Raw genomic sequence first — 24,685 nt, 5'->3', positions numbered from 1 at the left:
TAATATCAATTAATTTTAATCTCAGCGCTTTCCCACAAACTATTAAAGTAAGCAGAAAATTCCTGGGATGATTTATTTCTATAAGCACTCTTTTCGGCTTCTTGCACAAGATCTGCTTTCAAAGCTGCGAGATTACCGTAGCGAACATCAAATAACTGCACCACGACGCGATCGCCATTGTTTTTACGAAGCGTACTCACTGATGCGCTAGAGGCCGGTCGAGGCATGGCAAATGCCTGATTCCGTATTGCGGCTTCAACGCCAATATCGCTCCGTTTGCCGTCTACGATGGCATTCCACTTTAACTCCTGCTTTTTCGCCGCATCTTCAACGCGTTCGCCAGACATGAGCGCAAGTTGCAGTTCTTCAGCCTTGGATAAAGCAGCAGATTCCGCCTTATTCTCTGACAAGATTAATTGAATATCATTCCGCACATTTTCCAACCCTTGAACTTGGGGAGCTTTGTGCTCTTCAATATGAATAACAACGTAACGATCCGATTCAAGCTCGATGACGTCGCTATTCAAACCTTGACTACGTAACTCGGCATTAAATGCAGCCTCTTTAACGGCTGGGTAAGAAAATAAACCCTCTTCTGAGGTTTTGCTAAGCCAATTCCCCTGCTTTACCTCAAGTGTCATCTCTTCTGCTGGCATTGCAAGACTTTCTGCATTGAACACGAGATCTTTTAGCGTATCGACAGCACCAACCAAGCGAGGTTGTGCTTTTTGTGCACGCAGCTGTTCGGTAATTTGTAAGCGAGCCTCATCGAGACTGGGTAACTCTGGTTTACGAATACTAAGCAACTTGATTAAGTGTAAACCGGCTTCTGTTTCAACGACTGACGACACGTCTCCAACATTTAAACCAGACAGCGCTTCTTCAAATTCAGCAGGAAAGCTGTCACCGCTTGTAAACCCTAATGATCCGCCGTTTGCAGCAGAGCCAGCATCTACAGAGAACTGCGTTGCTTCATCAGCAAAATCAGAGCCCGCAGCTATATCCGCACGTATTTTTTCTAGCTGCTCTAGCGCTTGCTCCCTGCTTCTGTCATCAGTGATATCTAGCAGAATATGCGCGGCCTCACGCTCAATCTGCGCATTATTGGTATCAACCATACGCTGATATTCTGCAAGCACCTGATCCTCTGAAACGGGTTCGAAAAATTGCTCTTCTGTTAACTCAATATATGAAAAGCGAACCTGCTCATCAGTTAAAAATGATTCAGCATTATCGGCGTAATAGTCGGCAATTTCTTTCTCGCTAACACTGACATTTTTGCTGTAGTTAGCAAGCGGAATATTTATGTAATGATAATCGCGCGATTCATACAGTAGGCCAACACTACGAGACAGCTCTGCCCCACTGACAAATGCCGAGCCAGCGACTGCGGTAGATAATTGTTGGATGGTTAAATCTGATTTAAGCAGTTGTTTAAAAAAGCTGCTGCTATAACCCTGCAAACGTAGAACTTGCTGATAGCGCTCCTGAGAGAATCGGCCATCCTCTTGAAACTGAGGCATAGCCGCTATAGTCGCGTTCAACTGCGGTACTGATACCTCAATCCCTTCGTCTTTCGCTGCCTGCAATAACAATTGCTGCTTGATCAAGGTATTAAGTGCTGGCTTACGCAGAATCGCGTCATCTAGCATCGCGGGATCTATTTGATCGCCCATCATGCTTAATAGACGGCGTTTTTGCAGCGTAATCGCCTGCTGTAACTCCGCCTCTGAAATCTTCTCACCGTTCACGACCGCCGCCGCAGCTGGCCCTGAGCTAGTAAATAAACTATCGATCCCGAATAGAGCAAACGGCACTACAATTATCGCGATGATAACTTTGGCCGCTGTTCCTTGGATATTATTGCGAATATTTTGCAGCATTGATGCTAAACCTGATTCTGAATCAAAAAAAAAGCGCACCTCTCGATGCGCCTTCTGTAAGAGGTTTTACCCCTACGGCCCCCCGTTAAAACGGGAATGGCGGTCTATACCTTAGTTACAGGCATCCTTCAGCGCTTTACCAGCTTTAAAGCTTGGAATTTTAGCTGCTGAAATTTCAATGGGCGCGCCGGTTTGCGGGTTGCGACCAGTGCGAGCTGCGCGGTCTTTAACACTGAAAGTACCAAAGCCTACCAAAGATACTGAATCGTCTGACTTCAGTGCATTAGTAATTGCTTCTACGGCCGCATCTAGTGCACGTCCTGCCGCTGCTTTAGACAAATCTGCAGATTCTGCAATAGCGTCGATTAGCTCAGATTTATTCACTTATTCTTCCCCTTCAAATTGTTATAAAAAATATTTTTACATTAACTGACTGGTGACCGTCACAAACATACGCATCAGCTCGAAAAGCCGTATGCGTAAAGAGTGGGATTTATACCAACTGCGCCCTATATGGTCAAGATATCTCTGCGTCTAGTGTGCGTTTGCACGCGACCCACCGAGAATATCACCATTCGCATCCACGTTTTTATGGCTGTCGTCAATACCCGCAAGGTAAGCTTCTTCAGAAATTTCTTCAGGAAGACTTTCGAGCGCTATATCTAGAACCTCGTCAATCCACTTGACCGGACGAATTTCTAAATCCGCTTTTATGTTTTCCGGAATTTCTTTTAGATCCCTTTCATTTTCCATGGGGATTATAACGGTTTTTATACCGCCACGGTGAGCTGCAAGCAGTTTTTCTTTTAAGCCACCAATCGCCAAAACCTGGCCACGGAGTGTAATCTCCCCCGTCATGGCGACGTCAGAACGCACCGGTATCCCCGTTATGACCGAAACCAATGCGGTGCACATACCAATGCCTGCAGATGGCCCGTCTTTCGGCGTTGCCCCCTCTGGCATGTGGATGTGGATGTCGTGTCGGTCGTGATAGCGGGCGGGAATACCTAAACGCTTAGAACGACTTCGCACTACAGTAGTAGCCGCCTGAATAGATTCCTGCATAACATCGCCAAGCGAGCCAGTTTTAATATGCCGACCTTTACCAACCACCGAAACCGCCTCGATTGTAAGTAACTCACCGCCAACCTGCGTCCAGGCCAAACCGGTAACTTGACCGACCTTATTTTCTTCCTCAGCTTTACCAAAGGTATAGCGGCGCACGCCAAGGTAATCTTCTAAATTCGCACTAGTGACGGAAATAATGCCGCTGTCGCCATGCAAAGCCACACTTTTAACGACCTTGCGACAAACTTTAGCAACTTGGCGCTCCAAGCCACGCACACCAGCTTCACGAGTGTAATAGCGCACGATATCTTGTAAGGCCTCGTCATCAATTTCAGCCTCAGTGACTTTTAAGCCATTGTTTTTCAGCTGTTTAGGGATGAGGTAGCGGCGAGCAATATTGATTTTTTCGTCTTCCGTATAACCAGGTATACGAATAACTTCCATTCGATCCATTAATGCTGGCGGAATATTCAAAGAATTAGACGTACAGATAAACATAATATCTGACAGGTCGTAATCAACCTCAAGATAGTGATCGTTAAAGGCGTGATTTTGCTCTGGATCTAATACCTCTAACAGTGCCGATGCCGGATCACCTCGATGATCCATACCCATTTTGTCGATCTCATCCAACAAAAATAAAGGATTGCGCACTGCCGTTTTAGACATTTTCTGAATCACTTTACCAGGCATCGAGCCGATATAGGTTCTGCGATGCCCGCGAATTTCTGCCTCATCCCGAACGCCACCTAAGGCCATACGAACAAACTTACGATTGGTCGCTCGAGCTATAGATTCACCTAGCGAGGTTTTACCCACACCCGGTGGCCCGACGAGGCAAAGCACGGGGCCTTTAACTTTCTTAACACGCTTCTGTACTGCAAGGTATTCTAGTATACGGTCTTTAACTTCCTCTAAACCGTAGTGATCTTCATCCAAAATTTCTTGCGCACGCTGTAAGTCATGCTTCACTCGCGACCGTTTTTGCCAGGGGATATTCACTAGCCAATCAATATAACCACGAACAACGGATGCCTCAGCAGACATCGGTGACATCATTTTCAATTTTGCCAACTCAGCCTTGGCCTTTTCTAGCGCCTCTTTGCTCATTCCGGCCTTTTGAACGCGATTTTCCAGTTCTTCAAGCTCATTAACGCCTTCTTCAGACTCACCAAGCTCACGTTGAATCGCTTTCATTTGCTCATTTAAATAGTATTCGCGCTGGCTTTTCTCCATCTGCTTTTTAACGCGACCACGAATGCGTTTCTCTACTTGAAAAAGGTCGATTTCTGATTCCATCAAACCCATCAAATGCTCAAGGCGCTCACGCTCACTTACCATTTCAAGCACAGCTTGCTTTTGCTCCAGCTCCATTGTCATATGTGCCGCAATGGTGTCACCCAAACGGCCAGGGTCATCAATGCCAGACAAGGAAGTCAGAACTTCAGCGGGAATTTTTTTACTTAAATTGATGTATTTTTCAAATTGCGAAATAGCAGAGCGTAGCATCACTTCAGATTCCTCTGCGGCGATACGCTCCCCCTCCAAAGCGGTTATTTCAGCACTAAAGTAATCTTCTTCCGCAGTTACAGCATTAAGTTGCGCACGATAACTCCCTTCCACCAACACTTTGACGGTGCCATCTGGAAGCTTCAGTAACTGGAGAATATTGGCGACAGTCCCTATATCGTAAAGATCATCGGTGCCCGGCTCGTCTAAATCAGGATTGCGCTGAGCAGCTAGCACGATTTCTTTATTACTAGCCATGGCCAGTTCAAGCGCTCTAATTGATTTATCCCGCCCCACGAATAGCGGGATAACCATATGGGGATAAACGACCACATCGCGCAAAGGAAGCAGTGGCAATTCCAGTAACTCGTTTGTATCAGCCATTACGTTTCCTCTTAGTTAATTCGGTTCAATCCGCCCACAGCGGATATTTGTCTGTGTTATAGACAGCATAGTTCTAAGATGGGGATTTGCGGTGTTAAAAACAAGACTTGACTGTAAAGAAACTGACAAAAAAGAAAAACGCCGCAAAAAAAGACTTTTGCGGCGTTTTGACTAGCGGGGGCTTATTCTTTAGGAGCGGCTTTGCGCTGCTCACTATTGTGATAAACCAGTATCGGCGTTGAGTCGCCTTTAATGACCGAATCATCGATAACGACCTTACTGACGTTATCCATAGAGGGCAGATCGTACATAGTATCGAGTAGTACAGACTCAAGAATTGAGCGCAGACCACGAGCCCCCGTCTTGCGAGTCATGGCTTTTTCAGCCACTGAACGCAAGCCGTCTTCACGGAAGTCTACTTCTACACCTTCCATATCGAATAGCTTGGCGTATTGCTTGGTTAAGGCATTTTTAGGCTCAGTCAAAATACTGACCAAGGCATCTACATCCAGCTCTTCCAAGGTCGCGATAACAGGTAAGCGGCCGACAAACTCAGGAATCAGGCCGTAGCGCACCAAATCATCCGGCTCAACATCAGCAAGAATCTCGCCCACGTTGCGCGCCTCGTTTTTACTTTTCACCTCAGCGCCAAAGCCGATACCGCCTTTTTCAGAACGATCGCGAATAACGCGATCCAGCCCGGCAAACGCACCGCCACAGATAAACAGTATATTTGAGGTATCTACCTGCAAAAACTCCTGCTGCGGATGCTTGCGCCCGCCCTGAGGAGGAACAGAAGCTACAGTACCCTCTATCAGCTTAAGAAGCGCCTGCTGAACACCCTCACCCGATACGTCACGAGTAATCGATGGATTGTCTGATTTACGCGAAATTTTGTCGATTTCATCGATATAGACAATACCCATCTGGGCTTTTTCTACATCGTAATCGCATTTTTGCAGTAGTTTTTGGATGATATTTTCAACATCCTCACCTACATAGCCCGCTTCAGTTAGCGTCGTTGCATCTGCAATCGTAAATGGTACATCAAGCAGACGCGCCAAAGTTTCAGCTAGCAGTGTTTTACCGCTACCCGTTGGCCCAACCAGCAAAATATTACTCTTGCCCAGCTCGACTTCATCTTTGTGCTTATCGCCATAACGCAAACGCTTGTAATGGTTATACACCGCGACAGCCAAAACTCGCTTCGCTCGCCTTTGCCCAATGACATACTGATCTAGCGTGTTATTAATTTCCTGCGGCGTCGGCAGCTTATCGCGCCCCGCTTCGCTGGCAGCTTCCTGAACTTCTTCGCGAATGATGTCATTACAAAGATCGACACACTCATCACAGATAAAGACAGACGGCCCAGCAATTAATTTGCGGACTTCGTGCTGACTTTTACCACAGAAGGAACAGTACAGCAGCTTGCCGTTATCATCTGTGCCGTCTTTACTACTCATTCATACCTACCTTGTTCTGATTTTGCAGGGTGTTCGAAGCACCTTGGGCTAAAGATGACGCCTTTTACCCACTTTTGCAAGTTTGCATCATCCGCAATCAAATGCGAACAACACCGCTAAATGCCCTATCAGCGAGAAGTTAAAACCTCATCGACTAGACCGTAATCGCAGGATTGCTGCGCATTCATGAAGTTATCGCGTTCGGTATCCCGCGCAATAGTCTCGTATGTTTGCCCAGTGTGCTCAGCCATTAAATGATTAAGCTTTTCGCGGATAATCAAGATTTCGCGGGCCTGAATATCGATATCCGTTGCCTGCCCCTGAGCACCGCCGCTAGGCTGATGAATCATGGTGCGCGCATTAGGCACGATAAAACGCTTACCCTTAGCGCCGCCACTTAGCAAAAACGCGCCCATACTAGCCGCTTGACCGATACACATAGTGCTCACATCAGGCTTGATAAACTTCATAGTATCGTAAATTGACAAGCCCGCCGTCACCGATCCACCAGGGGAGTTAATGTAGAGGTGGATATCTTTATCAGGGTTTTCTGATTCAAGGAAAAGTAACTGGGCCACAATGAGATTGGCCATATGATCTTCAACTTGACCCACGCAAAAAATAACGCGCTCTTTTAGCAAACGAGAATAAATATCGTAGGAACGCTCACCACGGGCCGTTTGCTCTACAACCATAGGCACCAAGCCCAGATTGGTTACAGTATTATTGTTAAAACCATCAATCGAATTGCGCGACATATTGAATACTCTTCCGTACGTAATTAACATTCTAAATTTACGGCCAGCGGAAAAAAATCAAGCGACGGAACTTTCGTTCAGTCGCTTGACCGGAAAAAACCAGAGTATCCTTTTCAGATTAGGATTCTTCTGCCTCTTTCGCTGGTGGCGACATAACTTCTTCGTAGCTTAAAGTTTCTTCGCTAAGCTTCGATTTTTCAAGCAATTTTTCAACCACTTCTTCTTCAATAACCATACCTTCGATTTGTTGAAGCTGTTGTGGATTGCTCATATACCAATTAATGATTTCTTCTTTATCTTCATAACTGGCAGCCATTTCTTCCAAGGCAGCGCGCACCTTGCCTTCATCAGCTTTAATACCTTCAACGCTAATTAACTCATTTAGCACTAGGCCCAGCTTAACGCGACGCTCCGCATTCTCACGAAACAGCTCATCAGGCAGAATGTCAGCGGCATTCAGTTTTTCTGCCATTGCGCCAAATTGCTGCATTTGCTGGTTGCGTAAAGCATCAATTTCTTGAGAAACCAAGGCTTTTGGTACTTGTAGGTCAGCGTGGATAGCAAGAACACCTTCCATCACTTGATTCTTAATGCGGGACTTAGTCGCGTTTTTCAACTCCCGCGCCATATTTTTTTCTACTTCAGCGCGAAAAGCGTCTTCGCCACCTTCTTTAACACCAAAGGCTTCAAACAGTGTGTCATCCATCTCTGGAAGTTTTTTCTCACTAACGCTGTTTAAGGTAATCTTGAACTCAACAGCGGCGCCTTTAAGGTCTTCGCTGTGGTAATCATCAGGAAAAGACAACGCAACAACTTTTTCTTCGCCGGCAGTCATGCCGATCACGCCATCTTCAAAACCAGGTATCATCCGACCAGAACCAAGCTCTAAATCGCTACCTTCAGCCTTGCCACCGTCAAATGCAACACCGTCTTTAGTACCGAGATAATCGATATTCGCTTTATCACCGTCTGCGGCGGCACGTTCAACCACCTGCCATTCGGCACGTTGCTGACGAAGATTTTCGATCATTTTATCGATATCAGCAGCAGTAATTTCTGTTACTGGCTTTTTAACTTCGATAGAGCTGTAGTCTTTTGCTTCAACTTCTGGAAACACCTCAAAAGTCGCAACAAACTCTACATCTTTACCAGCTTCTAAGCTTTTTGGCTCAATATTTGGACGACCAGCGGGCTTTAAACCTTGCTGCTGAATGGCCTCGTAAAAACTTTCGTTCATGACTTCGCCAAGCACTTCCATGCGTACGGACTCGCCGAAACGCTGACGAACAACACGCATTGGTACTTTGCCAGGACGGAAACCGTCTAATTTGACAGTGCGAGCAGCATTTTGCAGGCGTGAATCAACTGCACTATCTATGCGCGCAGCAGGAACGCCTACTATCAGGCGACGTTCTAGGCCAGAAGTCGTTTCAACTGAGACTTGCATGGGGGGTCCTCAAAACAGGGCTGTTAAACACAAATGGCCACTATGATTTCAAAGCGGCCATTTAAAAGAATTCTATGAAATGGTGCGGATGGAGAGACTCGAACTCTCACGCCTTGCGGCACCAGAACCTAAATCTGGCGTGTATACCAATTTCACCACATCCGCATACTTGTAAAACCGCCTTAAGGTATTGAATTATCACGGTTTACAAATGATATCGCAAAGCCTTGGCTCCGCGAGGAACGAGATTGTGCCACAGGCCATGAGCGTGATCAAGCAGACCTGCAAACATTTATCATCAAAGGCCGCTATTGCTCAGAATTCAAACAATAACGACCCTTGAAACAGGATTATACCCGCTCAATAATTGTACTAATGCCCTGCCCCATACCAATACACATGGTTGCAAGACCCACTGAGGTATCACGCTGCTCCATCACGTTGATCAAAGTGGTGACGATACGCGTACCCGAACAACCAAACGGATGACCTAAGGCGATAGCGCCACCATTGAGGTTTACTTTATCGTCCATTTTATCCAGCAACTTGAGATCTTTCAGTACTGGTAAGGCTTGCGCTGCAAAAGCTTCATTAAGCTCGACAGTTTGAATGTCATCCATGGTCATACCAAGACGCTTCAAGGCTTTATGCGTTGAGGGCACTGGCCCATAACCCATGATAGACGGATCAACCCCCGCCACTGCCATGCCAACCACTTTTGCACGCGGCGTGAGACCGAGGTCCATTGCCCGCTGACCAGACATCATGATCATCGCAGAAGCGCCGTCGGCGATTTGCGAGCTGGTGCCCGCCGTTACGGTACCGTTGCGCGGATCAAATGCAGGGCGCAACTGAGCAAGGCTCTCTAGTGTAGTTTCAGGACGGATAGTGGTGTCTGCCTTAACCAAAACCTTACGGCCATCATCGCCATGACCTTCAATAGCGATTATTTCATTATCAAAACGGCCGTTGGCGCGGGCATCAGCCGCCAGCATATGAGATCGCAAACCGAGCTCATCCTGCTGCTCGCGACCAATGCCATGCATCATTGCCAGCGCTTCAGCAGTCATTCCCATCATTCCCGCTGCACGAGCAACATATTTACTGGCCTGAGGATTGGGATCAACACCGTGGTTCATCGCCAGATGACCCATATGCTCAACCCCACCGACCATAAAGGTGTCGCCATACCCACTCATAATAGCCTGCGCAGCGGTGTGCAATGCTGACATAGACGAACCACAAAGGCGGCTCACCGTTTGACCTGCAACCTCATGCGGTAGCTTGGTCATTACAGAGATCATTCGCGCTATATTCCAGCCCTGCTCATTGGTTTGGTTTACACAACCCCAAATCACATCTTCAAACAAGGCAGGGTCAATACCTGGATTGCGCACTAATAAAGCATCGATTAACGATGCCGACATATTTTCAGCCCGCACATTTCTAAATACGCCGTTTTTTGAACGCCCCATAGGAGTACGGGCGCAATCGACGATTACTACATCATTTGCTTTGTAAGTCATGGTTATATCTCCGCCCGATTATTTAAAAAATGATTCGCCGTTGGCCGCCATTTGGCGAAGGCTTTCAGTTGGCTGATAGAGCGGACCAAGATCCGCATAGCGATCTGCCATTTCACAAAAGGCTTTCACGCCCATTTGATCGATGTAACGCAGAGCGCCGCCACGGAATACCGGGAAGCCGATACCCATAATTAAACCCATGTCCGCATCAGCGGGGTCACGGACTATGTTTTCATCGATGCAACGGACGGTTTCGATACACATAGGAATCATCATGCGTGCGACGATATCGTCGTCTGACAACTCTACCGACGCTTGTTTAGCGGACTCTGCCATTGCTAGCGCAGTCTCATCTTCACACTTCTTAGGCTTACCTTTGGCATCCTCTTCGTAGCGGTAAAAACCGATGCCGTTTTTCTGGCCAAAGCGCTTCGCTTCAAACATCAGCTGAGAAATGCCGGTGAAGCCGTGACGCATCCGATCCGGGAAACCTTCCGCCATGACTTCTGCTGCATGGTAACCAGTATCGATGCCGACCACGTCCATTAGATAAGCCGGCCCCATTGGCATACCAAAGCCTTCCATCACCTTGTCGATCTTACGGAAGTCGCCACCGTCGCGTATCAGCATGTCAAAACCAGCAAAATACGGGAACAGTACGCGGTTAACATAGAAGCCAGGGCAGTCATTAACCACAATCGGTGTTTTACCCATCTGTAGGGCGTACTTCACAACCTTGGCAACGGTGTCATCGCTGGTCTTTTCGCCGCGAATGACCTCTACCAAAGGCATTGCATGCACGGGATTAAAAAAGTGCATGCCACAGAAATTCTCTGGCCTTTCTAGCGCTTCTGCGAGGTGAGTAATTGAAATAGTCGATGTATTTGATGCCAGTACTGCGTCGTTACGGATGTGTTTCTCGGTTTCAGACAGCACAGCCTGCTTAACCTTGGCATTTTCAACCACAGCCTCAACAATGACATCGGCTTTATCAAAACCGTCATAATTCAACGATGGGCGAATGCTATTTAATACGGCAGACATTTTGTCGGCGGTCATGCGCCCACGCGACACGCGCTTAGCAAGCAATTTACCCGCCTCCTTCATGCCAAGAGCAAGACCAGCCTCGGCAATGTCTTTCATGAGAATTGGCGTGCCCTTATAAGCCGACTGGTAAGCAATACCACCGCCCATAATACCGGCACCCAAAACAGCAGCTTGCTTAATATCGCCACCTGTTTTTGCAAAGCCGCGGGCTGCTTTACTCACCGCCTGTTCGCTTAGGAACAAACCAACCAATGCCGCAGACTGCGGGGTACGCACCAATTTAATAAAATGGTCAATTTCAACCTCAATGGCCTCAGCTCGGCTTAAACCGGCATTGCGCTCCATTGATTTAGCTGCCGTCAACGGCGCAGGCATGTGACGCCCGGCTTGCTGCGCAACCATTGCCTTACCGGTGGTGAATGACATCATGCGTTCGATATCATTTAATTTAACAGGCGAAGTTTTTTCAGTGCGGCGCGCTTGATAATCAAACTCGCCAGCAATGGTGTTTTTAAGCAAGTCTAGTGATGCGTCGCGAAGTGCATCTGGTGCGACTACCGCATCCACACCGCCATCTTTAAGCGCGGCATCTGGCTTTTGCTGATTACCGGTCGCAACCCACAACATCGCATTATCGCAGCCGATAACACGTGGCAATCTTACTGTGCCGCCAAAGCCTGGGTTAATACCCAACTTCACTTCTGGCAAACCCACTATCGCCGCAGATGACATTACACGGAAGTCACAAGCCAGACACATCTCAAAACCGCCACCAAGAGCAACACCATTTATCGCAACAACGGTGGGCACTGGCAGGTCTTCAAACGCATTGAAGATATCGTTCGCTTTAGACGTCCACTCACGCAAATCAGCATCTGGTAGCTTAAAGAGTTCCGTAAACTCGGTGATATCAGCGCCGACGATAAATACTGACTTCCCGCTTGTTACGAGCACACCCTTCAGACTTGCTTCAGAGGCCAAAGCCGCTGTCGCCTCGCCTAGCTCTTCAAGAGTTAGACGATTAAATTTATTGACTGAGTCGCCTTCTAGGTCGAAACAGAGTTCCGCAATGCCTTCTTCCAGGTACTTTGCAGTTAACGCCTTGCCTTGATAAATCATTTTTGTTCCTCAGATTGAGTTGTGGCGGCGGCATTTGCCATACTTTTATGTTTACCATGTAAACATTGGGTGCTAAAACTACCGTATTCCAAAAATATTGGCAAGCACCACCGCAATTTAATCAGTCAAACACGCGGGATCAAAACGATAGCCCTCGTTCAGCCAATCGCAAACTTCAGTAGCCAGCGGATGCGCAATTTTGCCGTAGACTTTTGCAAGGCTCGCCTTCTGCTCATCATCCATACCATCTAAACCGGACTGCTGAAACATGGCTGCATCTCGTGCAATTAAATGCGCCAATTGGTCCGGTAACTCAGCTATCGCCGCAGCAAATGCCGTTGCCGGATCGTAACTGGCTTTGCAAGTATAGACGTCTGCCAGCGTTGGCAAGACTAACATCGACAAATGAAATTGATTCATAGGATTGACGGCGTGGCCACTACACCACTTGGCCATTTCTGGTGATCGGCCGGTGAACGGGGACAGATGCAAAAACCGACTGATTTTTCGTCCGTCATTTACTGGGTAATTATCCCAAATCAGTGGTTTTCTCCCCAGTAATTCAGTTGCGCGCCGGCAATCCTCGGCGGTGTAGCCGTCGCTGACAACCCGATTGCCGGTCCACAAAAGATCAATGCCTTGATCAAGGCCGGTATTTAAATCGCGGAAATAATCTGCAGGACAGGTCCCAAATAGCTCTTCTAAGATGGGATCAAAACTGTAATAACTAGGACACATCGCAAGCTGAACATCGGGAAGCTGCTTCTGAATATCGTTTACTACCGCAGCTTGATTATGTGCTAACTGAGCATTCCCTGCAGGCAAGTCATCGAACAAAACCCATAAGATATCAGGCCTAAGCAATTGAATTTCTTTTATTTTACTTTTTAAAATACTCTTTTCTACTGCGCCATAACTAGCCTGCAGGCCGACCGGCGATAAACCCAAGCCCCAGCTTATGCCGGAAGCGTGACACTCCTCGCCAAGCCGCGCCAAATTAGCTCGATGATCATCAGCAAAGGGCTGCGACCATTTATTTCTTAAGCTAGCATCACCTTTTGGCGCATAGACGTAACTGCTGTACTGCCATTTTTTGAGTAGCTCAGGCAATGCAAACCGCTGCGCCCACGTCCACTGCCGACCATAAAAACCTTCAATGATTGATGTCGTAAAAGGTTTACTCACAGCGCCTCTCTTATTTAAGTTAGCTTAGCCGCGATAATAACGCTGCTCTACAAATGATGACTGCCTTAACGCTACTGGCAATTGCTTGCCCCGCACGCTGGCAAACAAAGGATCAGCAGCCTTGAGCGCTGCAGTAGATACATAAGCCATAGCAACTGGCCGCGCAACGCTGGGACCAAAACCGCCGCTCGTCACCCGCCCGACCACCTCGCCATTTGCGGTAACAATCTCCGCGCCTTCACGCACAGGCGCCTTACCCTCAACATCAATTAGCACGCGCTTTTCAGCGCTGCCGTCAGCTAGCTGTGTGGCAATGACTGTCGCACCGGGGTAGCCGCCACTGCGGACGCCATCTGGGCGCCTCACTTTTGAAATAGACCACAGTAAATTGGCGCCAACCGGACTTATGGTGTCGTCCATATCATGGCCGTAAAGGCATAAGCCCGCCTCTAAGCGCAGCGAATCTCTAGCACCCAGCCCAATGAATTCGACTTCCGGCTGCGCGAGAAGCACCCGCGCCAATGTGTCGGCATGCTCAGGAGCTACAGAAATTTCATAACCGTCTTCGCCGGTGTAGCCAGAGCAACTCAACCAACAAGGGATATCGCCGATATTGCAATCTGCGGTATCCATAAAGACCATATTTGCCGTTGCCGGCGCCAAACGTGATAGAACTTGTCTCGCCAGTGGTCCCTGCAGGGCCAGCAAACCTTGATCTTCCAGCATTTCCATTTCGATTTCGGCTGGAAGATGCTCCCGCAGCCACGCAAAGTCCTGCGTTTTACAGGCGGCGTTTACTATCAGCAAAAAGTAGTCGCCACAATTAGCAAACATCAAATCATCCAGAATACCGCCCTGCTCATTCGTCAGCAGACCGTAGCGTTGGCGGTTAAGTGGCAAACCAATAACGTCTTGAGGCATTAGTTTTTCGAGTTCAGCTGCCACATCTGGGCCGCTCACCCGAATTTGCCCCATATGCGACACGTCAAACAGGCCCGCTGCGTTGCGCACATGCAGGTGTTCTTTAAGCACACCCAAGGGGTATTGCACTGGCATGTCATAACCTGCAAACGGCACCATCTTGGCAGATAACTCGCGATGAAGCGCATTCAAGGGAGTGATCAATAAATTTTCTGTGCTCAATGCACTTTCTCCTAAATCTGGGCTGACCGCTAATTTAAAGCGTGAGCTTATTTTGCTAGGGGGAATAGCCGTTCAAAATTTTGAGTGGTATGACGTAATACATCCTGGTAAGACAAGCCCTTTAGCTCAGCCACGCATTCGGCAACTTCTACCACGTATTTTGGCTCGTTTTTCTTACCGCGATATGGCACCGGAGCAAGATAAGGCGAATCTGTTTCAACCAGTAAGCGTTCTATAGGAACACGCCGTACGACCTCACGGAGTTCGTCAGCGTTTTTAAATGTGATAATGCCGGAAAAGGAAATGTAATAACCCATCGCCATTGCTGCTTCGGCCATTTCCCATGATTCAGTAAAGCAGTGTAAAACTCCGCCAACCTGAGGTGATCCGTGCTCGGCAATAATAGCCAAGGTATCTTCACGCGCTTCGCGGGTATGGACGATAGTGGGTTTTCCGCAGGCAGCAGAAACCTGAAGATGCTGGGCAAAGCTGCGCTGCTGGTCTTCTTTACGATCACTGCTGTAATAATAATCCAGACCTGTCTCACCGATGGCTACGACTTTTGGGTGATCTGCCAGCTCGCTCAGGGTTTGTACCGAACAAACCTCATCACTAATATCGAGGGGGTGCACTCCAACCGAAGCATAAATATGTGGGAAACGCTCAGCAATCCCAACCACTGTCGGCGCATTATTTAAATCAATCCCAATGCACAGCATTTTAGAAACACCGCGCTCAGTTGCGGCCTGAACGGCTAAGTTAAGATCACCGCCATAGGGTTTCAAATCAATACGGTCGAGATGACAATGACTGTCTACAAGCATGAAATATCCAATTGAATTGTTGACCGGAACCGGTCAGCGACGAATTTACATTGTGTGCGTGGGTTTATCTGACTCAAGTATGCCGGCAAGGTAGGATTCAATCTTTTTATGCGCGACGCCGTCGCCACCTACGAATTGCACGCCAATTCCCGCTGCGCGATTACTTTGAGCTCCGCGCGGTGTAATCCATACAACTTTACCGGCGATGGGCAGCTTTTCTGGCTCATCCATCAAGGTAAGTAGCATAAACACCTCATCACCTACTCGATATGGCTTCGTGGTCGGTACAAATAAACCGCCGTCACGAATAAATGGCATATACGCAGCATAGAGAACAGCCTTGTCTCTTATGGTGAGAGATAAAATACCGTTACGTGCACCTTGCGCGCCGCTCATACATCTAACCTCATTAAGCCCATTGCCGTTCTGCTGACACTATACCAATATGCTTACGATGCCGCACGACTTTGGCATAAGGCCATCCATTCTAGAAAGAGCGTTTCTAGAATTAGGCGCTTATTCAAAGCCACTCCGCGACCAAAGCTAGAGCGCAACTCTAAACCCCGCTGGAGCGTATGCATTACTTGTACGCTTGGTAGAGATTTAAAACAAAGCCATGCGTCTGCTTGCAATGGCTGCGAAGCAAGTTGATACCGCGACAACTCCATTAAGCGAGCGCACCACCAATCAAATAACTGCACAATATCCTGATCAAGTAGCTCATCAGCGAGTTGCAGTGCGGTTTTACGCCCTTCATACATTCCTAGTAAGCCAGCATCATAACTGCCCCTAAGTGCTAAACCGTCATTTTCAAAGGTTTGCCGAGCAGCCAAAGGGCGACCACCGGTCTCCATTAATAACTTGCTGGCCAGAACCTGATCACCAACATAATCACGCAACCAAGATTCAGCCAGTCCCGCGTTGGGTATACCAAAACGCAGCTGAACACAGCGTGAGCGAATTGTCGGCAAAAGCTGGCTGCTACTATGACTTACCAGTATTAACAGCGTTCCAGCGCTAGGCTCTTCTAAAGTCTTAAGCAAGGCATTAGCGGTAAACACATTCATCGCCTCTGCAGGATGAATAACGACGACTTTCTTGCCGGCGTCACGATGGGCGTGCTGAGCAGAGAAATTCTGCAAGCTCCGCACTTGATCGATGCCTATTTGGCGTTTGCCTTCGTCTGGACAAATTTCACGGTAATCTGGATGATTGGCATCTATTTGGAAGTGGCAACTGCGACACTGACCACAGGCCGCTAATTTACTGGGCGACTCACATAGTAAAAAACCCGCCAACGCCTTTGCAAATCGCAGCTTGCCAATTGAGTCAGGCCCCGCCAACAATAGCGCGTGGGGCAAGCGGCCAGATTCAATTAAACGCTGTAAATCCTGCCATTGATTCATTTGCCAAGAATAGGCTACCAGCGGTTCAGCCATGATGACCGCCGGTGTACCGTTCTATTTGCGGTTTTAAAGCCAGAGCGATTTCACGCTGTACAATATCCAGCCCGGCACTGGCATCAACAACAGCAAACCGCGTTGGCTCCTTTGCAACGCGCTGCAGATAGGCGCTGCGAACCTTATCGAAAAACACCTGTTTTTCCTGCTCAAAACGATCTAGCTCGCCTCGAGCTCCGGCTCTTGCCATGCCGACAGCAACAGGCGCATCTAACAAGAGCGTGCAATCTGGCCGCAAACTACCTTGAACTAAATCTTGTAGCTGCTCGATAACCGTCTCCGACAAGCCGCGACCGCCGCCTTGGTAGGCAAATGTGGCGTCGGTAAATCGATCGCACAACACCCATACGCCCTTCGCTAGAGCCGGCTCGATCAGACTTTTCAAATGTTGCGCGCGTGCAGCAAACACCAATAGTAACTCAGTGAGCTCGCACATTGACTCCTCACGAGGCACCACCAATACATTGCGAATTTCTTCCGCCAACGGCGTACCACCGGGTTCTCTACTAACAATATGCGGAATATTAGCGTCGTCCAATAGCTTTTGAATAAAAGCAATATTGGTAGACTTACCAACGCCTTCGGTGCCTTCAACCGTGATAAAACGTCCTCTCACTTGCTCGCTCATTTACTTCTCCGGGGCAGGTGGTGCGGAACGATAATTAGCCTTGCGCTGACTCAGCTGGTAACGCCTCACCGCCGCCTCATGCTCTTTCAATGTTGCCGAAAAAGAGTGCGTACCGTCGCCCTTTGCTACAAAGAAAATTGCATCGCCATCAGCTGGGTGTAAGGCCGCATGAATAGCCTCTCGCCCCGCTAACGCAATAGGCGTAGGTGGCAATCCGACTTGGCGATAAGTATTGTAAATATTACTTTCATCACGTAAATGTGAGCCGCGCAAATTCCCGTCAAACGTGGCGCCCAAGCCGTAAATAACGGTGGGGTCTGTTTGCAAACGCATCCCTAGCCTTAATCTGCGTACAAAGACACCGGCGATCTCAGCGCGCTCTTCTGGCACACCGGTTTCCTTTTCAATAATCGACGCCATGATTAGCGCTTCATAGGCGCTGCTATAGGGAAGATCAGCATCACGAGCCTGCCATTCATCATTTAGCACCCGCTGCATGCGCTTATAAGCCCTTAGCAAAATCGCGCTAGGCTCATCGCCGAGGTGGTAGTCGTAGGTGTCAGGAAAGAACAAACCTTCGGGTTTTGGAGACAAGGGCTCCTCAACACCAAGGAGCGCCCAAATGCTTTCATCATTTATCAGCTCTTGTTGTTTTAATAGATTCTGATTAGTTAAATGAATGAACACCTGAGCAACCGTCCAGCCTTCCAACAAGGTCAGCTGATGGCGAACAACATCTCCCGCTCTCATCATCGCCAAGCTTTCTGCCAAGCTAATACCTTGTTCAAAGCGGTATTCACCGGCCTTAATTTCTGCAATCGCAGGGTTTAAGCGCCCATAGAGTTTCAGGACTTGTGGATTACTTATCCAATCACGCTTATGAAGCTGGTTAACCATCGCCGAAAACCCGGTACCAGGCGCGAGAACAAACACCTCGCTTGGCTCGACTAGCGGCAACTCTTTGTCTAGATTAGCATTGAGATACCAAACTGCGGCAAGTAGCGTAAGAATCAGCGGAAAAATGACCGCCACGGCAACCCTAAATAGTTTAAACATAGAAATAAGTATCGAATTCCCGCTGCAATAGTCGGCTTATTGGGCCTATGGATTTATGCATACACTCTATTTTTTTCACTGGCCAAAGTCCAAAAACGCTATTGCAGATAAAGACCTCATCAGCGCGCTGCAGTAAAGATACGCCAATATCTCTAACACTAGTGTCGATTCCCAGCTTGGTTGCGTGTTTTATAATATGCTGCCGCATAATGCCGCGTACACCGCACTGACTCAAGGACGGAGTTAACAACACGCCATCAACAACACAAAATACATTGCTGCGACTGCCTTCTATAATCAAGCCCCGCTGCATCATCAGACCTTCTTGGTAGCCACGTCGCGCCAATTCTTCAGCGGCCAGCACTTGCTCTAAGCGATTTAAGTGCTTTAACCCCGCCAAGTGACGCTGCTCTGAAAGCTGGATCTGACATAGCGCCAAGTTGACTCCCTGCTCCCACGCCATACGATTTTGCGTGTAAATAGACACACTCACAATTCGTTCTGATGGCGCATGATGGGGCGTATAGCCACGCGAAACATAGCCACGTGTAAGCACGATTTTTAAAACTGCGAATGGGTGGTCAATACGCGTCAATAATAAGGCGCAATCCTGCTTTAATTTTGCGAGGTCGCAGGGAATAGTTAACTGCTTTGCAGCCTCAACCAGCCGGCGCAAATGATCTTCCAGCCACAACGGCCGAGAGTCTCGGACAAGTATCGTCTCAAACAGGCCGTCACCGTAAGCTAAACCACGGTTATCTGCTGAGATGTGCTCTTGAAACTGACCGTTAATCAGCGTTAAGCCCAGCGCCCCTGCCATTAGTTTTGTAATTGACCAAACAACAAACTGCCATTAGTGCCGCCAAAGCCAAAAGAATTAGACAGAACATAAGCGATTTTACGTTGCTGGGCGGCATTGGGAACGTAATTCAAGTTACAGCCGTCGTCAGGCTCGCCCAAATTAATCGTTGGCGGTGCCACTTGGTCCTTTAGAGCCAATATAGAAAATATCGCCTCAACGGCCCCAGCTGCACCGAGCAAATGACCAATCATCGACTTCGTTGAGCTTACCGCCACCTTGGCAGCTGCTGAACCCAACAATTGCTCAATAGCCTTACTTTCCGCCAAATCACCCGCCATGGTCGAGGTGCCGTGAGCATTAATGTAATCCAACTGCTCGGCATTTACTGATGCATCATGTAATGCATTGTCCATCGCAGCACGTGCGCCGCGACCGTCTTCTGGTGGCGAGGTCATATGAAAGGCGTCGCAACTCATCCCAAAACCCAATAATTCTGCGTGAATATGTGCGCCACGGCGCTTGGCAAACTCATATTCTTCCAAGACCAGCATCCCAGCACCATCACCCAATACAAAACCGTCACGGTGCTTGTCCCAAGGGCGACTTGCTGACGCTGGGTCATCATTGCGCGTAGACATTGCCCGCGCTGCCGCAAAACCACCAAGCCCAACTGGCGTTGTCGCCATTTCAGCTCCGCCAGCCAACATCGCGTCTGCGTCACCATAGGCGATCATACGCGCCGCCATACCAATATTATGGGTGCCGGTGGTGCACGCAGTGGCTATCGCAATACTAGGACCTTGTAAATTATGCTTAATGGCTAGAATACCAGCCACCATATTGATAATGGCGCCAGGCACAGTGAAGGGAGACAACTTACGAGGACCACTTTTATCGATAATAGCGCGACTATTTTCAATTAAGCCAATGCCGCCAATACCCGAACCAATAGCGGTGCCAATTCGATGCGCATTCGCCTCGGTTACCTCAATACCAGAATCCGTTAAGGCTTGTTCTGCCGCCGCAACGCCATAATGTATGAATGGATCAAAACGCTTCGCCTCTTTCGCAGACATATACTCAGCGATATCGAAGTTCTTAATTGCGCCACCGATACGGGTGGCAAACTCAGACACATCAAAGCGGTCTATCATTGCGATCCCGCTCTTAGCTGCCAAAATATTTCGCCATGTCTCTGCCACTGAATTTCCTAGCGGGCTAATCATACCCATGCCAGTGACGACAACTCTTCTTTTAGCCATAACCCCCTCCCTAGTCGTATCACATGCATTATACGCAAGATTTACTATACGGATGTTGCACGTTCAGGCATAAAAAAAGCCGCCCTACATTACATAGAAACGGCTTTTTAAACGGCTAGGCCGTTATATTACTGCTTACTGTAGGTTTTCTTTGATGTAATCAATAGCTAAACGCACAGTCGTAATTTTCTCTGCTTCTTCATCAGGAATCTCAGTTTCGAATTCCTCTTCCAGAGCCATTACCAGCTCAACAGTATCCAGAGAATCCGCGCCCAGGTCTTCTACGAATGATGCAGACTCTGACACATCTTCTTCTTTAACACCTAGTTGCTCTGCAACAATCTTCTTGACGCGCTCTTCAATGCTACTCATGGTCGTTGGTGACTCCTAATTAAAATTAAAATTTTGGGCCTGCTATACATTTTGCTGAGTGACAAAACCCTATGCAAAAAGCGCAGCCGCCGAAATCGTGTTTCATACTGCCAGCACTTGGGCGCTCATTCTACCGCGACTGATGCCGATTGTGCATAGCAAAATATGAAAAATTCACATTCAGGAAGAAAAATTCCTTCCCAAACATATGTTTACGCCATATACATGCCGCCATTTACGTGGATAGTTTCACCCGTAACGTAGGCTGCAGCGTCGCTAACCAAAAAGGCAACAACACCGGCGATTTCTTCTGGGCTACCAAGACGCTGCAGCGGGATCTGATTTTTCAGCGCATCGCGCTGATCATCACCCAACTTCTTAGTCATATCGGTATCGATAAAACCTGGGGCAACACCATTAACGGTAACACCACGAGAACCAATTTCACGCGCCAAAGCACGAGTAAATCCATCCATACCCGCTTTTGCAGCCGCGTAATTAGCTTGCCCAGCGTTGCCCATTGCGCCAACGACAGAGCTGATATTCACAATCCGACCCCAGCGCGCTTTGGTCATACCGCGCAAACACGCCTTACTTAATCGATAAAGCGAGTTCAAATTGGTGTCGATAACATCAAACCACTCGTCGTCCTTCATACGGAGCATGATGTTATCTTTGGTAATACCGGCGTTATTAATTAATACCGATGGCGCACCGTACTGCTCACCAATTGCTTTAACAACACTATTGACCGACTCAGAATCAGCGACATTGAGCATCATACCCATACCTTCAATGCCAGATTCTTTAAAATGCGCGGTAATCGCATCGGCACCGCCTTGCGAGGTCGCCGTACCGACCACCGTATAACCCAGCTTTCCAACAGCAATCGCGATGGCCTGCCCTATTCCACGGCTAGCGCCAGTTACTAATGCAATTTTTGCAGTCATACCAAACTCCTTAATAATATTTTCTCTCGTCGCAAATTACGCGATAGATTCCAGTGACGCCGCTAGGCTTTCAGGCGAATCGATATTGCTGCAATTCAACGATTTATTAATGCGCTTATTTAAGCCGCTAAGCACTTTACCTGGGCCACATTCGATTGTGTGGGTAATACCGGCAGCAACCATTGTTTCTACGCAATCAACCCACTTAACCGCACTGTAAATTTGCTCCACCAACAGGGCTTTAATTTCCGCTGGATCGGACTCTGTTTTGCCGTGCACGTTATGTACAACGGGAATATTAGGCTGCTGAACCGCAATATCTGTAAGGGCCAGTGCTAATTTTTCACCAGCGGGGCGCATCAATGAGGTATGGAATGGTGCGCTAACGGGTAGCGGCATTGCGCGCTTCGCGCCAGCGGCCTTAAGCAGCTCAATTGCCTTGTCGACGGCGGCAACCTGCCCCGCAATAACTACTTGTCCCGGCGAGTTAAAATTCACTGCTTCTACCACACCGCCGCTAGACGCCTCTGCGCAAATCTGTATTATTTGCGCGTCATCTAGACCCAGCACCGCGGCCATCGCCCCCTCACCTACCGGCACCGCAGTTTGCATATACTGGCCACGCGCACGCACCAAGCGTACTGCATCAGCAAAATTTAAAGCACCAGCACATACCAGTGCAGAAAACTCACCAAGACTATGCCCCGCCAATAAAGAGGGACGCAAACCACCTTGCTCGCACCACAAGCGCCACACCGCCACACTCGCCGTTAGCAATACCGGCTGAGTGGTTTCAGTTAGATTAAGCTGCGCTTGTTCACCGTTCTGAATCAAATCCCACATATCGTAGCCAAGCGCGTCTGACGCCTCGGCAAATGTGTTTTTAATAATACTAAATGACTCGCCTAGCTCGGCCAGCATACCGACTTTCTGAGAACCCTGACCGGGGAAAACCAGTGCAAGTTGCTGAGTATCCATTATCTATTCCTTATTAACGTCGAATTATTATGATTCTGTTCTGCATAAGCGGCTAGCTATTGCTTGCGTCAAATCACGGTGTACCGCTCTTGCCGCCTGATGAATTGCCGCCTCAAAACTTTCTTCGCTAGAACCACCATGACTTTTTATTACCACCCCATTTAAACCTAATAAGGCCGCACCGTTATAGCGTTCGGGGTTTATATCTTTTTGAAATGCGTTTAATACCGGCTTGACTAGCAGCGCAGCCAGCTTGCCGTAAAGGCTTTGCATAAATGTCGCTTTTAATTGGCCACGTATAAAGTTGGCCGTACCCTCACAGACTTTCAGAGCAACGTTACCAGTGAAGCCATCGCAAACCATGACATCTATTTCTTCCGAAAAAATATCATTGCCCTCGGCAAAGCCAATATAGTTAAGACTGCTATCAGCAGATATCAACTCGGCAGCCTCTTTCACAACAGACGTACCCTTGATTAACTCAGCCCCAACATTTAATAATGCCAAACGCGGCGAATCGCGCCCGTCCAACACACTAGATAGCGCCGAACCCATGACAGCGAACTGATACAACTGCTCTGCATCACAATCAATATTCGCGCCCAAATCAAGCATAAGTGTATAGCCATTTTCAGCGGGAACCGGTGCACAAATGGCCGGACGGCGAACCCCTGGCAAGCGATCCAATATTATGCAACCCATCGCAACCAGTGCACCGGTGTTACCTGCACTAATTACGCCGGCCACATCACCATCACGAAGCAGCTCAAGGGCTCGATACATAGAGGATTTTTTTTTGTATCTCAGGGCTTTAGACGGCAAATCGTCCATCGTCACAACATCAGGGCTATGACAAATTAAAACTCTAGACGTGTCGTAGTTTTTACTAGCGAGCGCAGATCGAATGGCGGCTTCGTCACCAACCAATGATATATGAAGAGCTGAATTTTGATTCAGCGCATTGAGCGAGGCAGAAATAGATGAGCGGAGACCATGGTCTCCGCTCATTGCATCAACGGCTAATCGCAGCTGCGATGCCACGCAAATATTTAGTCGTCTTTACCAGCGACAACTTTGCGGCCGCGGAAAAAACCATCCGCAGTCACATTGTGACGAAGATGCTTTTCACCACTAGTTTGATCAACAGACAGAGTTGCACCAGTCAGTGCATCATGTGAACGACGCTGACCGCGACGTGAACGGGTCACTTTACTTTTTTGAACAGCCATGGCCTAAAAATTCCTCGTACTAAAGATTAATCGCGGGGCTTTAATTGCCCCAACATAGCAAACGGCTTATCACCTTCCTCTACGTCACAAACGACCTCAACCGGTTCTGGCTCAGGTATAAATTCGCGACACTCTTCGTCATGAAAACTAACAAAGGGAGTATTTATGATTAACTCTTCTTGCAGCAAATCAGCGAGCACTAGACTTTCTTCTTCCAAAATCAAAGGATCCAATGATTTTGGAAGCGCCCTGGCCTGCTCATCCGTCCACACGATAGCTAAATTAAATTCAGCTTCAATGCATATAGGCATCGGGTTTAGACAGCGCTGACAAATAACCTCAACCTGCGCAACCGCGCTACCCTGTATGCACTTAAACCCCTGCTCGTCTCGAAAAAAACGCAAATCAACGTCTACCGAACCGCTGCTATTAGCGAGACCGGCAACGAAAAGATCGAGGCCCTCAACTTGTCGATAAGCATGAATTTCCATACCTGAAACAACAAATTTACGAGCATCAACAAACTTGGGCAGGGGCTGTCTTTGCATAGGCGCGCAATCATAGGGACTTCACAGCCTATTGTCAAAGCAAA

At 48.1% G+C, this 24,685-nt stretch carries 23 protein-coding genes and 1 tRNA gene; all 24 read right to left on the bottom strand.

Translation table 11 applies throughout. The features are described 5' to 3' along the window. Positions 1-5: 5 nt before the first annotated feature. Positions 6-1,922 carry a SurA N-terminal domain-containing protein gene (locus GVJ32_RS16975; RefSeq protein WP_159241270.1) on the bottom strand — a complete coding sequence of 639 codons (1,917 nt, stop codon included), beginning with the start codon at positions 1,920-1,922 and terminating at the stop codon, positions 6-8. Positions 1,923-1,994: 72 nt separating this feature from the next. After that, positions 1,995-2,267 (bottom strand): HU family DNA-binding protein, encoded by a 273-nt coding sequence (locus GVJ32_RS16970; RefSeq protein WP_103684697.1) that lies wholly within the window; start codon positions 2,265-2,267, stop codon positions 1,995-1,997. A 150-nt stretch (positions 2,268-2,417) separates the two neighbouring features. Then, positions 2,418-4,844, bottom strand: coding sequence for an endopeptidase La (lon, locus tag GVJ32_RS16965; protein WP_159241269.1), 2,427 nt, complete (start codon positions 4,842-4,844; stop codon positions 2,418-2,420). A gap of 182 nt (positions 4,845-5,026) precedes the next feature. Continuing rightward, on the bottom strand, positions 5,027-6,307 hold the full coding sequence (clpX, locus tag GVJ32_RS16960; RefSeq protein WP_159241268.1) for an ATP-dependent Clp protease ATP-binding subunit ClpX: 1,281 nt from the start codon (positions 6,305-6,307) through the stop codon (positions 5,027-5,029). A gap of 128 nt (positions 6,308-6,435) precedes the next feature. After that, positions 6,436-7,065, bottom strand: coding sequence for an ATP-dependent Clp endopeptidase proteolytic subunit ClpP (gene clpP / locus GVJ32_RS16955; RefSeq protein ID WP_159241267.1), 630 nt, complete (start codon positions 7,063-7,065; stop codon positions 6,436-6,438). Between the two features lie 118 nt (positions 7,066-7,183). Next, the gene (tig, locus tag GVJ32_RS16950) at positions 7,184-8,512 is read right to left on the bottom strand and encodes a trigger factor (RefSeq protein ID WP_159241266.1); all 1,329 of its coding nucleotides are present in this window, start codon (positions 8,510-8,512) and stop codon (positions 7,184-7,186) included. An 80-nt stretch (positions 8,513-8,592) separates the two neighbouring features. Continuing rightward, a tRNA-Leu gene (locus GVJ32_RS16945) sits at positions 8,593-8,677 on the bottom strand. 185 nt (positions 8,678-8,862) lie between these two features. After that, positions 8,863-10,038 (bottom strand): acetyl-CoA C-acyltransferase FadA, encoded by a 1,176-nt coding sequence (fadA, locus tag GVJ32_RS16940; protein ID WP_159241265.1) that lies wholly within the window; start codon positions 10,036-10,038, stop codon positions 8,863-8,865. A gap of 18 nt (positions 10,039-10,056) precedes the next feature. Next, the gene (gene fadB / locus GVJ32_RS16935) at positions 10,057-12,204 is read right to left on the bottom strand and encodes a fatty acid oxidation complex subunit alpha FadB (RefSeq protein WP_159241264.1); all 2,148 of its coding nucleotides are present in this window, start codon (positions 12,202-12,204) and stop codon (positions 10,057-10,059) included. A gap of 117 nt (positions 12,205-12,321) precedes the next feature. Further along, the gene (locus tag GVJ32_RS16930) at positions 12,322-13,389 is read right to left on the bottom strand and encodes a beta-N-acetylglucosaminidase domain-containing protein (protein ID WP_159241263.1); all 1,068 of its coding nucleotides are present in this window, start codon (positions 13,387-13,389) and stop codon (positions 12,322-12,324) included. 24 nt (positions 13,390-13,413) lie between these two features. Continuing rightward, a complete protein-coding gene (gene gcvT / locus GVJ32_RS16925; protein WP_159241262.1) occupies positions 13,414-14,532 on the bottom strand; it encodes a glycine cleavage system aminomethyltransferase GcvT in 1,119 nt (372 codons plus the stop codon). A 47-nt stretch (positions 14,533-14,579) separates the two neighbouring features. After that, the gene (locus GVJ32_RS16920; protein WP_159241261.1) at positions 14,580-15,356 is read right to left on the bottom strand and encodes a TatD family hydrolase; all 777 of its coding nucleotides are present in this window, start codon (positions 15,354-15,356) and stop codon (positions 14,580-14,582) included. 45 nt (positions 15,357-15,401) lie between these two features. Continuing rightward, the gene (locus tag GVJ32_RS16915; protein ID WP_159241260.1) at positions 15,402-15,752 is read right to left on the bottom strand and encodes a PilZ domain-containing protein; all 351 of its coding nucleotides are present in this window, start codon (positions 15,750-15,752) and stop codon (positions 15,402-15,404) included. Between the two features lie 53 nt (positions 15,753-15,805). Further along, positions 15,806-16,795, bottom strand: coding sequence for a DNA polymerase III subunit delta' (locus GVJ32_RS16910; protein ID WP_159241259.1), 990 nt, complete (start codon positions 16,793-16,795; stop codon positions 15,806-15,808). Next, positions 16,788-17,444, bottom strand: a complete 657-nt coding sequence (gene tmk / locus GVJ32_RS16905; protein WP_159241258.1) for a dTMP kinase — start codon at positions 17,442-17,444, stop codon at positions 16,788-16,790. Before tmk ends, GVJ32_RS16910 begins: the two co-directional genes overlap by 8 nt. Then, positions 17,445-18,500, bottom strand: coding sequence for an endolytic transglycosylase MltG (gene mltG / locus GVJ32_RS16900; protein WP_159241257.1), 1,056 nt, complete (start codon positions 18,498-18,500; stop codon positions 17,445-17,447). Then, positions 18,493-19,320 (bottom strand): aminodeoxychorismate lyase, encoded by an 828-nt coding sequence (gene pabC, locus GVJ32_RS16895; RefSeq protein ID WP_159241256.1) that lies wholly within the window; start codon positions 19,318-19,320, stop codon positions 18,493-18,495. Before pabC ends, mltG begins: the two co-directional genes overlap by 8 nt. Beyond that, the gene (gene fabF / locus GVJ32_RS16890) at positions 19,320-20,564 is read right to left on the bottom strand and encodes a beta-ketoacyl-ACP synthase II (RefSeq protein WP_159241255.1); all 1,245 of its coding nucleotides are present in this window, start codon (positions 20,562-20,564) and stop codon (positions 19,320-19,322) included. The genes pabC and fabF overlap by 1 nt, the downstream gene beginning before the upstream one ends. 135 nt (positions 20,565-20,699) lie before the next feature. Further along, a complete protein-coding gene (gene acpP, locus GVJ32_RS16885) occupies positions 20,700-20,936 on the bottom strand; it encodes an acyl carrier protein (protein ID WP_103684682.1) in 237 nt (78 codons plus the stop codon). 212 nt (positions 20,937-21,148) lie between these two features. Then, complete coding sequence (gene fabG, locus GVJ32_RS16880; RefSeq protein ID WP_159241254.1) at positions 21,149-21,886, bottom strand: 3-oxoacyl-ACP reductase FabG; 738 nt, start codon at positions 21,884-21,886, stop codon at positions 21,149-21,151. A 36-nt stretch (positions 21,887-21,922) separates the two neighbouring features. Beyond that, positions 21,923-22,864 carry an ACP S-malonyltransferase gene (gene fabD / locus GVJ32_RS16875; protein ID WP_159241253.1) on the bottom strand — a complete coding sequence of 314 codons (942 nt, stop codon included), beginning with the start codon at positions 22,862-22,864 and terminating at the stop codon, positions 21,923-21,925. 27 nt (positions 22,865-22,891) lie between these two features. Then, on the bottom strand, positions 22,892-23,905 hold the full coding sequence (gene plsX, locus GVJ32_RS16870; protein ID WP_286187623.1) for a phosphate acyltransferase PlsX: 1,014 nt from the start codon (positions 23,903-23,905) through the stop codon (positions 22,892-22,894). An 8-nt stretch (positions 23,906-23,913) separates the two neighbouring features. Further along, positions 23,914-24,093 carry a 50S ribosomal protein L32 gene (gene rpmF, locus GVJ32_RS16865; RefSeq protein WP_103684678.1) on the bottom strand — a complete coding sequence of 60 codons (180 nt, stop codon included), beginning with the start codon at positions 24,091-24,093 and terminating at the stop codon, positions 23,914-23,916. A gap of 26 nt (positions 24,094-24,119) precedes the next feature. Continuing rightward, positions 24,120-24,641, bottom strand: a complete 522-nt coding sequence (locus GVJ32_RS16860) for a YceD family protein (protein WP_159241251.1) — start codon at positions 24,639-24,641, stop codon at positions 24,120-24,122. Between the last annotated feature and the right edge of the window lie 44 nt (positions 24,642-24,685).

The sequence above is a fragment of the Zhongshania aliphaticivorans genome, assembly GCF_902705855.1.
Classification (GTDB): Bacteria; Pseudomonadota; Gammaproteobacteria; order Pseudomonadales; family Spongiibacteraceae; genus Spongiibacter; species Spongiibacter aliphaticivorans_B.
This window is presented reverse-complemented; position numbering and strand designations above follow the sequence as displayed.